Origin of the sequence: Gilliamella sp. B2838, from assembly GCF_026536185.1 — a bacterium.
GTDB lineage: Bacteria > Pseudomonadota > Gammaproteobacteria > Enterobacterales > Orbaceae > Gilliamella.
Genome location: NZ_JAFNOO010000016.1, coordinates 1 through 15,934 on the forward strand (window position 1 = coordinate 1; position 15,934 = coordinate 15,934).

The 15,934-nt window shown below is 36.5% G+C and carries 9 protein-coding genes and 1 pseudogene; 6 read left to right on the plus strand and 4 right to left on the minus strand.

Annotated features, from left to right (window positions below):
- The 3 genes and pseudogenes from J3U63_RS12580 to nusG form a co-directional block, all read left to right on the plus strand.
- A pseudogene (locus tag J3U63_RS12580) lies at window positions 1–80 on the plus strand (elongation factor Tu); the annotation flags it as partial.
- A 135-nt stretch (window positions 81–215) separates the two neighbouring features.
- Window positions 216–617 carry a preprotein translocase subunit SecE gene (gene secE, locus J3U63_RS12585; RefSeq protein ID WP_065633262.1) on the plus strand — a complete coding sequence of 134 codons (402 nt, stop codon included), beginning with the start codon at window positions 216–218 and terminating at the stop codon, window positions 615–617.
- 1 nt (window position 618) lies between these two features.
- The gene (nusG, locus tag J3U63_RS12590) at window positions 619–1,164 is read left to right on the plus strand and encodes a transcription termination/antitermination protein NusG (RefSeq protein ID WP_065633261.1); all 546 of its coding nucleotides are present in this window, start codon (window positions 619–621) and stop codon (window positions 1,162–1,164) included.
- 1,550 nt (window positions 1,165–2,714) lie between these two features.
- Here nusG and J3U63_RS12595 read toward each other — a convergent pair.
- Window positions 2,715–4,640, minus strand: a complete 1,926-nt coding sequence (locus J3U63_RS12595) for an ABC transporter ATP-binding protein (protein WP_267371709.1) — start codon at window positions 4,638–4,640, stop codon at window positions 2,715–2,717.
- Between the two features lie 251 nt (window positions 4,641–4,891).
- Window positions 4,892–6,898 (minus strand): OPT family oligopeptide transporter, encoded by a 2,007-nt coding sequence (locus J3U63_RS12600; RefSeq protein ID WP_267371711.1) that lies wholly within the window; start codon window positions 6,896–6,898, stop codon window positions 4,892–4,894.
- Between the two features lie 220 nt (window positions 6,899–7,118).
- Here J3U63_RS12600 and mazG point away from each other — a divergent pair, with 220 nt between their 5' ends.
- The 3 genes from mazG (at window position 7,119) to J3U63_RS12615 (ending at window position 9,138) form a co-directional block, all read left to right on the plus strand.
- A complete protein-coding gene (mazG, locus tag J3U63_RS12605; protein ID WP_267371713.1) occupies window positions 7,119–7,916 on the plus strand; it encodes a nucleoside triphosphate pyrophosphohydrolase in 798 nt (265 codons plus the stop codon).
- Complete coding sequence (locus J3U63_RS12610) at window positions 7,909–8,349, plus strand: hypothetical protein (RefSeq protein ID WP_065633257.1); 441 nt, start codon at window positions 7,909–7,911, stop codon at window positions 8,347–8,349. Before mazG ends, J3U63_RS12610 begins: the two co-directional genes overlap by 8 nt.
- 96 nt (window positions 8,350–8,445) lie before the next feature.
- On the plus strand, window positions 8,446–9,138 hold the full coding sequence (locus J3U63_RS12615; protein ID WP_267344649.1) for a glutathione S-transferase family protein: 693 nt from the start codon (window positions 8,446–8,448) through the stop codon (window positions 9,136–9,138).
- Window positions 9,139–9,216: 78 nt separating this feature from the next.
- On the opposite strand, the gene J3U63_RS12620 is transcribed toward J3U63_RS12615, so the two are convergent.
- Window positions 9,217–10,629, minus strand: a complete 1,413-nt coding sequence (locus J3U63_RS12620; protein ID WP_267333823.1) for an FAD-dependent oxidoreductase — start codon at window positions 10,627–10,629, stop codon at window positions 9,217–9,219.
- Window positions 10,630–10,642: 13 nt separating this feature from the next.
- Complete coding sequence (gene gltB, locus J3U63_RS12625; protein ID WP_267371716.1) at window positions 10,643–15,100, minus strand: glutamate synthase large subunit; 4,458 nt, start codon at window positions 15,098–15,100, stop codon at window positions 10,643–10,645.
- Window positions 15,101–15,934 lie beyond the last annotated feature (834 nt).

Below are 15,934 nucleotides of genomic sequence, written 5' to 3' on the forward strand. Positions count from 1 at the left end.
TGGCAGAAGGTTTACGTTTTGCGATTCGTGAAGGTGGTCGTACTGTTGGTGCGGGTGTTGTTGCTAAAGTTATTAAATAATTTTATACACTAGCGACAATAAGAAGGGTGTCGTTTGATACCCTTTCTTATCTAGTCTGTTTAGCAAAATGTTTTTCTTTAAAGAGCATTTTGGAAAATAGATATTATTATAAATAACATAATCATAGGTTTTATATGCTAGTAAGTAACGAGAGTCAAGATACAAACACGAATCTAGACAAATTCAAATGGGGTTTAGTTCTAGTACTGATTGCGTTTATTGTCTGGGGGAATTTCTATTTTGCTGGACCTAATGATATATATCAACCAAATACTATTGTACGAATTATTGCGGTTGTTGTAATTTCGTTGTTAACTTTATTTATTGCCTTTACAACAAATAAAGGTAAGGCATTTTATGTGTTTTTACAAGAATCTAGAAAAGAGCTAAGAAAGGTAGTTTGGCCAACACGTAAAGAGACCGTACAAACAACTTTACTCATTGCTGCAATTACTGTGATTGTCGGCTTAGCACTTTGGGGAATGGATTCTTTATTCCGTTCAATAGTCTTTTATTTAACATCAATAGGACGTTAATATGAGCGAAGCACAACAAAAACGTTGGTATGTCATTCAAGCTTACTCAGGTTATGAAGCGCGTGTTGCACAATCATTACGTGAATATATCAAATTACATAATATGGAAGACGCATTTGGCGAAGTATTAGTTCCTACAGAAGAAGTCGTTGAGATGAAAAGTGGTCAACGCCGTAAGAGTGAACGTAAATTCTTCCCAGGTTACGTACTAGTTGAAATGATAATGAACGATGCGACTTGGCATTTGGTCAAAAGTGTACCAAGAACAATGGGCTTTATTGGTGGTACATCGGATAGACCAGCACCGATCAGTCAACGTGAAGTTGATGCAATTATGAACCGCTTACAACAAGTCGGTGACAAACCTCGTCCTAAAACGTTGTTTGAACCGGGTGAGCTTGTGCGTGTTAATGAAGGGCCATTTGCTGACTTTAATGGTGTGGTTGAAGAAGTTGATTACGAAAAAAGTCGCCTAAAAGTTTCAGTTTCTATTTTTGGTCGTTCAACACCTGTTGAACTTGATTTTAGCCAAGTAGAAAAAAGCTAATTTATTTGAATATTTTTAATTCAATGACAACAAAAATCACAGAAATTATTCTGTGATTTTTTTTATGCAAAAAATCTGCCTTAAAAATAACAATTACTATTTTTTATTCGCTATTTAAATGTAATGACGTAGATAGCCTTGTTTGGATCCACGTCAACGTTTTATCCTTTCGATAAAATGATAGGATAAACATAAAGGTGAATTTGTTCATCACCGACAGATATGATTTGTACTGCATTTAGTTTTTTGTCTATTTTTACTTCATTAGTATATTTCTACTAGCTACTCTTCTCATTAAGTATCTTCGCTTAAAAATATTTTTATAGCTCATAATGGTGTAATTAACTTTATGTTTTAAATCAAATTTTTAATTTTGATGCTATTTATACATTATTTTGTATGGTATTGACTGTAACCATCTTATGGTTTGTTATCCTCGTATAGGCTATGCAATAATATTTTTTGGTTTGAAATGATGATGATGCATAAGTTTGCTGGCTTTTAGGGAATGGAAGGTGATTGCTTTGTCATTAAAACAATAATAACAATTACCATATTAGTATGTGCCGTATACCCAACTCCGGCTATATTTTGACGATGTTCATGGACAGAAAAATTTATACCGTTTCAATTTATTAATATTTTATCAACGATCTATTTATTCGAGTTATTTTTAACGCAATTTTATTAGGTATTGCTGTTGGAGTTAATGCGGCATTTGGGGGTAATTTATGCACCGCATAGTGCTAGAATATGCTAAGCATATAATGGTTATAGGTCGAACCTTTTATTATCAATTATTACCCTGACTGTTGTTGTTAGACTTGTGTTATACCGATGATGGGATGTTACGGAATTTGCTACCAACTATTTAGGTTTATCAAAAACTAATTTTTATGGATGTGCTAATATTTTCTTAGCATATTATCACTATGATTATATTTCAATTTTAGATTAAAAGCTGAAATGCCAAGATCAAATCAAACTTAAATCAACACAGTGTATTGTTGGTATTGACTAGAAACTATTGAGTTGATGACCAAAAAAGCTGAAGATTGCCAAAAATATCATGCCGAAAATATTGTATGCAGGGTGTCTTTGTATGAGATTTCAGTTAACTGGCATGATCAAATCTTACTTTTAAAAGTTAATTCCATTTAATTTAAAGCCAAAAGACGGCGATGAATTTTATCTAAAAATTCATCGAAAAGGAATGTTGGTATTAGATGAGTAAATTACCAAGACAAATTCAATAAATTATTTTTAGCAATACAATTTGATTTGTTTAACTATTTCTATTTTTTACTAAGGATAAAGTATAAGACTACCTTTCATAAGGCGATCTTATTTTATCTTTTACATCATTTGCTTTTGTATTGGTTGCTTTAGTCAACAGCAACCAAACAAGGATATATTTGTGTGCGAGTTTGCTTTTATTACAATATTCAAAATTAGTCCTTTACAATAAAATGCGTTTCAATGTTGCTCTTTTAGTAAAGATTATTATGGCTATATGTTAATTAGCAAAAATAAAAGGTCGAAAAACAATATTAAACCTCACAGTTAAAATCTTCTAGTTGCTGCTGTAAATCTAACCATTTCATCTCTGATTCTTCTTGATCACCTTTAAGTTGGCTCTGTTTAAGTAATAATTCGGTTAATTGTGATTTATTTTCTGTTTCGTAAATAGTTGGATCAGCTAATTGTTCTTCAATCGCTTTTAATTGTTTTGTCAGGTGTTCAAGAACTTGCTCTTCTTTTTGCAACAATTTTTTTATTGGCTGCATTTGTGATCTTAATTCCGCTTCACGACGTTTTTGTTCTTTGCGCTCTTGCGAAGAAATATTTTGAACACTATCTTTTTTAGCCGTATCTTGATCGGGTTCAGGCTGATTTTCAGCTTTCTGTTCTTCAGCAAGCCATTTTTGGTAGTCATCAAGATCGCCATTAAATGGTTCGACTTTATGATTGTGGACTAAATAAAACTCATCAGTTGTTGAACGTAATAGATGACGATCATGTGATACAACAACTAAAGCTCCTTCAAAATCAATAAGCGCCTCGGTTAATGCCTGACGCATATCTAAATCTAAATGGTTAGTGGGTTCATCAAGTAACAATAAATTGGGTTTTTGCCAAACAATTAATGCTAACACTAATCGCGCTTTTTCACCGCCTGAAAATGTTTTTACAGGTTCATTGACTTTATCACCATGAAAATCAAAACCACCTAAATAGTTACGTAGTTCTTGTTCTGTTATTTTAGGATCAGCAAGTTTGGTTAGATGCCAAAGTGGCGATTCTTCACCACGCAAATACTCTAACTGATGCTGAGCAAAATAGCCTAATTGAACACCTTTGGCTAAATTAATATGGCCTTCTTTAGGTTGTAGTTCGCCCGCTAATAATTTAATTAAGGTCGACTTACCCGCTCCATTGCGTCCTAATAAACCAATTCTTGAGCCTGGCACAAGATTCAATTTAATTTTTTCAAGGACAATTTTATCTCCATAGCCGGCAACCACTTTATCCATCATCAATAATGGACTTGGTAAAAATTCAGAAGGTTTAAAATTAAAATGGAAAGGATTATCCACATGAGCCGGTGCTATCAGTTCCATTTTTTCTAGCATTTTAATTCGACTTTGCGCTTGTTTCGCTTTGGTTGCTTTAGCTCTAAAACGGTCGATATAACTTTGCAAATGAGCGACTTTCTGTTGTTGGCTTTCGTATAATGATTGTTGTTGTGCCAGTTTTGCTGAGCGCTGTGTTTCAAATGAGGAATAATTGCCTGTGTATTCAAATAATTTCTTTTGTTCGATGTGAATAATTTTATTCACTAGCGGATCTAAAAAATCGCGGTCATGTGAGATTAAAATTAGTGTACCTTGATAATTACTTAACCACTTTTCAAGCCAAATTACAGCATCTAAATCAAGGTGATTGGTCGGTTCGTCCAGTAGCAGTAAATCAGAACGACACATTAACGCTTGTGCCAAATTTAGTCGCATTCGCCAACCGCCCGAATAGGATTTAACCGGTAACAGAAGTTGTTCGTTAGAAAATCCTAAACCATGTAATAGTGTTGCAGCTCTTGCCTGTATTGACCAAGCATCAATGGTATCGAGTTTTTCATGAATAATTGCAATTTGTTCACCATTATTTTCTTGATTAGCAATGGCTAATTTCTGTTCTAATTGGCGATACTCTCGATCCCCATCAATAGCATATTCAATAGCCGGCACATCTAAAGCGGGTGTTTCTTGATTAACCCAAGCAAGTTGCCATTGTGCAGGAATGCTCAAGCTACCACCATCTGCTTGAATTTCACCTTTGATTAGCGAAAATAAGGTGGATTTTCCACAACCATTTTTACCAACTAATCCCACTTTTTGTTTAGGATTAATAGTAGCGGAAGCATTATCTAATAGTAGATTAACACCTCGGCGAATTTGGATGGAATCAAAAATAATCATGATATAGTGATCTATTATTCAAAATAAAATGCGCTATCCTAGCAAAAATTGAAGTTCAAGTAAAATCAAAATAGGATGACCAAGATGGTAATGAGTCCTTATAATCTAACGCCTAAAATTGCACAACAAATTGTTGATATAACCATGAAAATCATTGATTGCAATATCAATGTGAGGGATAGGTAGGTAGGGCTTTCAGATAAATGAAAGCCCTTTATGATTGCTAAAGGGCTTAACCTTATTTAGTTCTATTATGATTGTTTGATTGCTGTTAACGATCGACGAATAAAGTACAAACAGATCGCCACAAATACCGCTAATCCCAAATATTGTGGTAATGTACCTAAGTCAGCCGATATAGCCAGTGGTGCATCACTACCGCCACTGGCAATACTGATAACAATCACTACCGCTAATAACACACCAACTAAACTTTCACCCACAATTAATCCCGAAGCAATTAACGCCGCTTTACGATCAACTTTTTTATATTGTGCTTGAGGATCTAAATTTTGTTTTTTTGCTTTAGCATAAGCGCTACGCTTAATTAACCACGACAGTATGGTGCCCACGAAGATTGGCATAGTAATGGTCGGCGGTAAATAGATACCTAAGCCCACCGCTAATGCAGGTAAACGGAAGCGACATTTTGATTTTGCTAAAATTAAATCAATGATGATAATCATTGTACCGACCGCCAAACCGATTATAATCATGGTCCAATCAAGTTGATGAGAGAATATTCCTTTGGCAATAGTTGTTATTAAGGTTGCTTGCGGCGCAGCTAACACTTGTGACTGATCCATATCTGCTCGTGGTAATGCCCCAGTAAAACCATATGCGTTATAGAGAATCTCAAGAATAGGTGCGATAACAATAGCACCAACCACACAACCAATGAGTAAAGCAACCTGTTGTTTCCAAGGGGTCGCTTTAACAAGATAGCCTGTTTTAAGATCTTGTAAATTATCATTAGAAATACAAGCAACGGCTAAAACTGAACTGGTAGTAAATAGTGCTAACGCAGTCGCAAAATTGGATCCTTCAACGGATGCTAACATACCATTGGCTTCACCTAAACCTAATAAGATAAGTGAAATTACAATAGCTGCGACAATGGCAATGCCTGATATTGGACTTGCGGACGAGCCAACTAGTCCAGCCATGTAACCACAAGCGGCAGCAACTAAAAAGCCCATAATAAAAGCAAATAGCACTGCACAAAATACTAATGCCCATGCAACGCCTGTTGATAACCCACTGCCAGAAATAAATGAATAAAAAGTCACGATTAAGATAATTAGTATCCCACCCATTATCAAAAAGATTGATTTAGGCGAGAGATCGCGATCTGTTTCGGCGATATCATTCGCTGAAACATCAGAACGTAAAGTGCTGAATGATATTTTTAAGCCTTCAATAACTGGTTTGATTAATGTTAATAATGTCCATATTGCAGCAATTGCAATTGTACCCGCACCAATGTAGCGAATGTCTTTTGCCCAAAGTCCCATAGCAATTTTAGATAAAGGCTCATTAGTATCATAATCGGTTATAAGACTTAAAATAGGAATACCAAATCCCCAACCAATAATTGTCCCAACTAACACAGCAATACCCGAAATAATACCAATCAAATAACCTGCGCTAAGTAAAGCTAACGAAAAACCCATTGGTAATTGAAAGATTGATTTACCACCGGTAAACCAATAAGAGATACTTTCAGATAGTAATCGAAAACCATTGGTACAAACGCTGACTACAGAAGCGATGACCCCACCGACTAAAATATCTTTCAGCCCTTCATTGGTATCGTTATCCCCTGATTTTGAGCCAGCTTTTAAAATTTCCGCAGCGGCGATTCCTTCGGGATAAGGTAGTGTGCTTTTTACTACCATAACATGACGCAATGGGATTGAAAATAATACGCCCAACATCCCTCCTGCAGCACATATGGCAAAGGTTTGTAAAAACGGAAAACCTTGCCAGTAACCAATCATTAATAAGCCCGGAATAACAAAAATGATTGAAGATAATGTCCCTGCAGCAGAAGCTTGCGTTTGAACCATATTATTTTCTAAAATGGTTGAATTAGGGAAAAACCGCAAAATCGCCATAGAAATTACAGCTGCAGGAATTGCAGATGAAAAAGTTAAACCGACCTTTAAGCCCAGATAAACATTTGATGCAGTAAAAATCATTGTTATCAGTGCACCAAGAATAATACCTCTAAATGTAAGTTCTCGTAGTTTATTCATATTTTTAGTGTTTTTTAAGTTGAAATTAAATGTATTATATACTTAATTGTGTATTTTGGGTGTAAATCTGTGTGATTTTATTGTTTTTAAATTTTTATTCATTATTTTTAAATGGAAATATTTTTATTAAATTTTGGATGCTTACTATTTAGTTATTAAAACATTACTATTTTGTTTTGATACAATGTTATTTAACAATTACTACTTTGTGAGAAATATCGTGAACCAATTAGAACGTTTACAAGCTATTACTAAACAATTACGTAATCCAATTAAAGGTTGCGAATGGGACAGTAAGCAAACTTTTGAATCATTAAAATCATATACTCTAGAAGAAACTTATGAAGTCTTAGATGCCATAGAAAAAAAAGATATGACTGAACTTAAAAATGAACTGGGTGATCTACTGTTTCAGATTGTTTTTTATGCTGACTTAGCAAATGAACAAGGTTTATTTAATTTTGATGATATCTGTCTCTCTGTGGCTGATAAGCTGATTAGTCGTCATCCCCATGTCTTTTCAAATGATACTACTGTTAAGCCAAATTGGGAACAACTTAAGCAACAAGAACGTGATAAACGAGCACAATATTCACTATTAGATGATATTCCCATCGCCATTCCAGCATTAATGAAAGCTGAAAAAATACAAAAACGCTGTGCATCAGTTGGATTTGATTGGGTAGAGTTAAAACCTGTTATTGATAAAGTTAAAGAAGAGCTTAGCGAAGTGGAAGAGGAATTGAATAAAACCGCACAAGATCAATCCAAAATTGAAGAAGAGCTTGGCGACTTATTTTTTGCCACCGTTAACTTAGCCAGACATTTAAAAGTTAAATCTGAGTTATGTTTACAAAATGCCAATAACAAGTTTATAAGGCGTTTTAAGCAGGTAGAATTATTACTTAAACAAAAAAATCACAATTTAATTGACGCAACACTTGAAGAAATGGAAGATGCATGGCAAATTGTCAAACAATCTGAACAATTATCTAGCGAAGTAAATCAAAATGACTGAACAAAAAAACGAACTGTATCAAGAAATAGAAGCATGGGCACAAAATGCGATATTACATAGTCCAACATGGAGCATTAATCAGCTTGATTACTCTGAAAAGAGCATCACTGTTGTAGAAATGATTATCAGTGAAATTGCCGAAAAAAACTTTAGTATTCCTGAAGAACAATTAAATATGATTGCTCAAGAGTATGGATGCTACCTATTACTCACCGCACATAAAATATATGGTGGCGAGTTTTATTATAATGAAGAGTTTGAACAACCTATGCTGATTTGCTGTGAACCCGATGCAATGATTGTGCTAATGACCTGGAATAAAGTGAAAGGGCGTTTATTGGGTGATAAAACTGATCATATTGCTTATTTTCTTGATGAGTTTGGTAAAGCGACTTTCCAACCTGAAAAAGGCACGCATGTGGTTTATTTATAACTTCATAAAGTGTATTGTTTAAGATTCTTAATGAAAAGGTTAAGTAAGATTAGCGCCTAAAGCTAAACTTAATCTTTATTCCAAGGATGGCTGAAAATGAATTACACACTTTATATCGGCAATAAAAACTACTCTACGTGGTCTATGCGGCCTTGGGTGGTGATGAAATACTTTGATATTCCCTTTGCTGAAAAATTGGTTAAATTCGATAGTTTTGATGAAGATTCTATATTTAAAACTACGATATCATCCATTTCAAAATTTGGAACTGTTCCGATACTTGTTGATAACGATCTTGTCATTACTGATTCTTTAGCGATTTGTGAATACTTAGCTGAACAGCATCGCAATTTAGCACTATGGCCAACGGATATAAAACGTAGGGCAATGGCTCGTAGCTTAGTTGCAAAAATGCATTCGGGATTTCAAGCGATTCGAAATTATTTACCCATGAATATCGAGGCTGAATTGCCAGAAGTTGGGCAGATAATTTTACGAGATCACCCCGAAGTTAAAAAAGAGCTCTTGTTCTTAGATGATTTATTAACGTCTTTTTTATCTTCTAACAAATCAAATGATCGCTATTTATTTGGTGATTTTAGTATAGCTGATGGATTTTATGCACCTTTATGCTTAAGATTAAAAAATTATCATATTCAGACAAGCTCAACTTTAGCTAATTACATTGAAACGATTTGTTATACTAAAGGTATTCAAGATTGGATAAATGCAGCGTTAAAAGAACACAGTTTTGTCACGATGGATGAACCTTATCGATTACACCGATAATTAAAGATTTTCTAAAAAATAACCCCACTTAACATTGCGTAAGTGGGGGTAATCTTTGGATTTAATCTAAAAACGCAATCACACTTCTAAATAATCTAAAATTCCTTCTGCTGCTTTGCGTCCTTCGCTAATGGCAGTGACGACTAAGTCAGAGCCTCGTACTGCATCGCCGCCAGCAAAGATTTTGGCATTGGTTGTTTGATAACCTTTCATTTCTGGAGCGATAATCCGTCCTTTATCATCAAAATCAACACCATGTTCGGCTAGCCATGGCATAGCATGGGGTTTAAAGCCAAATGCCATAATTACAGCATCAGCAGGAAGAACAAATTCTGAACCTTCAATAATAACCGGTGAGCGGCGGCCTTTAGCATCTGGTTCACCTAATTCAGTCCTGACCATTTTCACGCCGGTAACGTGTCCGGTATTGCTAATTTCTATACTTAATGGTTGTACATTAAATTGAAATTGTACCCCTTCCTCTTTGGCGTTTTTGACTTCGCGTTTAGAACCCGGCATATTGGCTTCATCCCGACGATAGGCACAAGTCACGTTAGTTGCACCTTGGCGAATTGAAGTGCGGACACAGTCCATCGCTGTATCTCCCCCACCTAATACAACTACACGCTTATTTTTCATGTCGATGTATGGGGTATCTTTAGTTTGTTCATGATGCATTATGTGCTTAGTATTGGCGATCAAAAATGGTAACGCATCATAAACGCCGTTAGCATCTTCATTTTCAAGTCCTGCGCGCATTGATTGATAGGTACCTGTTCCAATAAAAACAGCATCAAACTCATTAAGTAACTCAGATAATTGAACTGTTTTTCCTACTTCGGTATTTAGACGAAACTCAACTCCCATCTCGGTAAAAATTTTACGACGGTTAATTAATACTTCCTTATCCAATTTAAATGCAGGAATACCAAAGGTTAATAGCCCACCAATTTCAGGATGACGATCAAAAACTACCGGTGTTACACCATTACGTACTAAAACATCAGCGCAAGCAAGTCCTGCAGGACCCGCACCAATAATGGCGACTTTTAATCCCGTTTTTTCAACATTAGTTAAGTTAGGTTTCCAGCCCATTTTAAAGGCTTCATCGGTAATATAGCGTTCAATATTACCGATAGTAACAGCGCCAAACTCTGCGTTTAAGGTGCATGATCCTTCACAAAGTCGATCTTGAGGGCAAACACGGCCACAAACTTCCGGTAAACTATTAGTTTGATGAGAGAGTTCAACTGCCTCTAAAATTTTACCTTCGTTAACTAATTTTAGCCAATTCGGAATATAGTTATGCACAGGGCAACGCCATTCACAATATGGGTTACCACAAGCCAAACAGCGATCGGCTTGGGCTTGAGATTGCGCAGGGGAAAATCCTTCGTAAATTTCAACAAATTCTATTTTACGAATATTCAACGGTTTTTTTGGCGGATCGACACGTTGTAAATCGATAAACTGATAAACATTTTGACTCATTTGCGTGCTCTCCTTACTGTGCTTGAACGCGTAGTTCTGCTGATGAACGACTACGATGACCAAGCAGCGCTTTTACATCGCTCGATTTAGGTTTAACTAAAACAAATTGTTTAGCAAAATCTTGCCAATTAGCTAAAATTTCTTCAGCGCGTGATGAGTGAGTAAGTTGAGCATGCTCCATGATTAAGCCTCGTAAGTGCTCTTCATGTATTGAATAATCAGCAACATTTAGCATTTCGACTAACTCTTTATTGATACGTTTATGAAAATCACCGTCAGCATCTAAAATATAGGCAAATCCACCAGTCATACCGGCACCAAAGTTAACCCCTGTTTTACCAAGTACGCAAACAATCCCGCCTGTCATATATTCACAGCCATTATCACCGATGCCTTCAACAACACTGATAGCACCAGAATTACGTACGGCAAAACGTTCACCGGCACGACCTGCGGCAAATAATTTACCGCCAGTTGCACCATATAAACAGGTATTACCGGCAATGGTTGCTTCATGGCTTAAAAATGCCGAACCTTGTGGGGGGCGAATGACTATACGTCCGCCCGCCATGCCTTTACCAACATAGTCATTAGCATCACCTGTAAGGGTTAAATCCACACCACCGGCATTCCATACTCCAAAGCTTTGACCGGCTGTACCATTAAAGTTAAGGTTGATAGGATCGGTCACTAAACCTTGATCGCCATATTTTTTAGCAATATAGCCGGATAAACTTGCCCCAACTGAACGATCGGTATTTTGAATTTCAAAATAGAAACTTTTGCTTTGACGATTATCCACCGCTTCTTGTGCTTGGGTGATGATCGCTTTATTAAGTAGCCCTTTGTCAAACGGTTTATTATCCTCAATACAATATACCGGTTTACCTTCAAGCGGTGTCGCTGTTTTGAGTAATCCTGATAAATCAAGTTTTTGTTGTTTAGCTGTTATGCCATCGAGTTCTAACAGCAAATCAGTACGACCAATTAAGTCGATGATGCGACTAACACCTAGTTCAGCCATAACTTCACGCGTATCACGAGCAATGAAGCGGAAATAATTCATCGCTTTTTCAGGTAATCCATGATAGTGCTCACTTCGTAATTTCTCATCTTGAGTCGCAACGCCGGTTGCACAATTATTAAGATGGCAAATACGTAAATATTTACAGCCTAAGGCAACCATTGGCCCCGTTCCAAAGCCAAAACTTTCCGCCCCTAAAATAGCGGCTTTTACAATATCAACACCCGTTTTAAGGCCGCCGTCAACTTGTAGGCGTATTTTGTGACGTAAACCATTGGCAACAAGCGATTGTTGCGTTTCAACCAGACCTAATTCCCATGGCGAGCCGGCATATTTAACAGATGTTAATGGGCTGGCTCCGGTACCACCATCGTAACCGGAAATCGTGATTAAATCGGCATAAGCTTTAGCAACCCCTGTTGCAATTGTTCCAACACCCGGTTCCGAAACTAATTTAACTGAAATCATCGCTGTTGGATTGATCTGTTTCAGGTCAAAAATAAGTTGTGCCAAATCTTCAATTGAATAAATATCGTGGTGAGGAGGTGGTGAAATTAATGTTACCCCAGGGACTGAAAAACGCAGTTTAGCAATATAAGGGGTGACTTTATCACCCGGCAATTGCCCACCTTCACCCGGTTTTGCGCCTTGTGCCACTTTAATTTGGATCACATCCGCACTCATTAAATAACCTGGTGTAACGCCAAAGCGACCAGAAGCCACTTGTTTGATGCGTGACACTTTTATACTGTTATAACGAGCAGGATCTTCGCCGCCTTCCCCAGAGTTTGAAAAACCACCTAACGTATTCATTGCGGTTGCAAGAGATTCATGCGCTTCAGGACTTAACGCGCCAATTGACATCGCAGCGGAATCAAAACGTTTAAATAAAGCCTCTTCAGGTTCGACTTCATTGAGTGCAATAGCCCCACTTTCTGGTGGATTAAGTTTTAATAAATCACGTAATGTAGCAACTGGTCGATTATTGACGATATCGGCATAACGCTTATACTCTTCATAACTACCATTATTTACAGCTTTTTGTAATGACTGCACCACATCTGGATTATAAGCGTGGTATTCGCCACCATGTACAAATTTGAGTAATCCACCTTGTTCTAATGGTTTACGACGTAACCACGCTTTTTTGGATAGGTTGAATTGGTCTTGAGCAAAATCATCAAAATTAGCACCACTAATTCGGCTTGTGACACCTTGGAAACAGAGTTCTACCACATCCTTATGTAAGCCAACTGCTTCAAACAGTTTAGAGCAACGGTAAGAGGCGACTGTCGAAATGCCCATCTTGGACATGATTTTATATAAACCTTTATTAATCCCGTTACGATAATTAAGTATGGCTTCACGATAGGTTTTATTAATCGTACCTTTATCAACCATTTGCGCTAAAGTTTCATACGCTAAATATGGATAGATTGCAGTTGCGCCAAAGCCTAGTAACACTGCAAACTGATGTGGATCTCGACAGCTTGCAGTTTCAACAATAATATTGGCATCGCAACGTAAATTTTTCTCAACTAAACGTTGTTGCACGGCACCAACAGCCATTGGCGCAGGAATGGGTAGGCGATCGGCTGCAATATTTTTATCTGATAGAATCAGCAATACTGTGCCATTTTTTACTTTGGCTTCAGCATCACCACAAAGCTGTTCAATTGCATCACGTAAGCTACCATCAATTTCATAAGTAATATCAAGCGTTTCTGATTTATAGTATTTTGACTCTAACGTCGTTAACTGCTGAAAATCTGAATACACTAAAACTGGATATTTAAATGCCACACGATGCGCTTGTCCTTCCGCTTCGGCAAACACATTCATTTCACGGCCAATACTGGTAGAAAGTGACATAACGTGCGCTTCACGCAATGGATCGATAGGTGGATTGGTTACTTGCGCAAATTTTTGTCGGAAGTAATCATAAATTAAGCGAGGACGGTTTGATAATACCGCAAATGGCGTATCATCGCCCATAGAGCCTGTTGCTTCTTGACCATTTTCACCTAAAACGCGAATGCATTGATCAAGTTCTTCATTGCTATAACCAAATTGTTTTTGGTAAGTCGCCAGTAACGTATCATCATAATCACGAGAGCCGATATCATCATCAGGAAGATCTTCAACTGGAATCAGACGTTTTACATTCTTAGCCATCCATTCTTTGTATGGGTGACGTTTTTGTAAATCGTTATCGGTTTCGGACGATTGTAAAATGCGACCTTCTTCGGTATCAATCACCAGTAATTCGCCCGGACCAACGCGCCCTTTAGTTACCACTTCATCCGGTTGGTAATCCCAAATACCGATTTCCGATGCGCAGGTAATGAGTTTGTCAGTGGTAATAACATAACGAGCAGGGCGTAGACCGTTACGATCTAAGTTACAAGCAGCATAACGACCATCCGACATAACAATGCCTGCTGGACCATCCCATGGTTCCATATGCATAGAGTTAAAATCAAAAAAGGCACGCAGATCTTCATTCATATCCGGATTGTTTTGCCATGCTGGCGGAACAAGTAAACGCATTGCACGCACTATATCCATCCCACCAACAAGGAATAATTCAAGCATATTATCAAGTGAACTTGAATCCGAACCCGTTACATTTACAAACGGTGCTGCATTTTGTAAGTCAGGTATAAGCGGCGTTTTAAATTTGTAAGATCGCGCTTTGGCCCATTGGCGATTGCCCTCAATAGTATTAATTTCACCATTGTGGGCTAAATGTCTAAATGGCTGGGCAAGTGGCCAACGTGGTACAGTATTGGTTGAAAAACGTTGATGGAATAAACAGATTGCTGTTTCCATACGAATATCTGCCAAATCTAAATAGAATCGAGGTAAATCTTTGGGCATGCAAAGGCCTTTATAGATATTGACCTGATTTGAAAAACTACAGACATAAAACGTATCATCTTGCACACGTTTTTCTATGCGACGCCTAACCATATATAAACGACGCTCTAAATCAATTTTTGTCCAACCCGCAGGCGCATTAACAAAGACTTGTTCAATTCTTGGTAGTGATGACAGGGCGATTTCACCCAACACACTTTTATCAATTGGTACTTCGCGCCAACCTAAAATTGATAAAGTTTCATCCGCTAACTCTTCTTCAACAATTTCACGACTAGCTTGGGCTTCGGCTTCGTCTTGGCTTAAAAATAGCATGCCTACAGCATAATTTGTTGCTAAACGCCATCCGGCATCTTCAGCTACGAGCCTAAAAAATCGATCGGGTTTTTGCATTAAAAGCCCACAACCATCGCCCGTTTTACCATCAGATAAAATGGCACCACGGTGCTGCATTCTTGCCAATCCGTGAATTGCTGTACGCACCACCTTGTGACTTGGTTGCCCTTCAATATGGGCTATCAAACCAAATCCGCAGTTATCTTTTTCATGATGCTGGTTATATAACATATCATTGCCTCTAAATCATCGCTTTTATATTTTGTGAAGGTATAGGCATTAATCCCATAATGGCTAAGAAATTAAAGAAAAAAGGTATTTTGGTCAAATAAATATTACTTATAAGTCAATCTTTTAATAAGGTCTATCAGAGTTATTAATGAAGCTAATAATTGATTTGTAGCTTGTTGATTATTAAGGTAATGATTAAGTATATGGCTTTTATTCTCAAAAAAAATTATATAATTAATATCAATGATAATTGTTATTTTTGTAAATAAGTTTAACTAAATTTAGATGTTTAAGTATGAAATTATATGAGAATTTAATTATTCTAGACAAAAGTGTTTGTAAAAAAAACTTATCCAGCAGGATTAACTTATTTTTAACCAATTAGTTAATATTATTAAATTAGCTTAATATCGCTTTTTGAATTAAAAATTCAATATAAACAAAGTGATTGCAAATTACTCAAAAATAGGTATTTTGTAATCTAATATAGTGTATTTTTTATGCTTATAACATTTAAATTAATACAGATGCTTTAAATATTTAGCAAAATAATCATCTGATTTAATAAGAAAATAATGCTGAATAATTGTGAATTTAAAGAATGTTAATCATTTAACATATATTTGAATATAACTTTATTCATAAGATCTGAATCTGATAGAGAGGATTATATGGATATGGAAAAAGGAATAGCCACTCTTATTACTCAATATGGTAAAGGTGTGAGTAATGGGCTTAATGGTGCAATCAGCCATAATCGTTACACATTAACAATAGAAGCATTAGGCTCAGCAATATCGGTATTAGAGGTAAGCAGTGATGAAGCCCTTAACC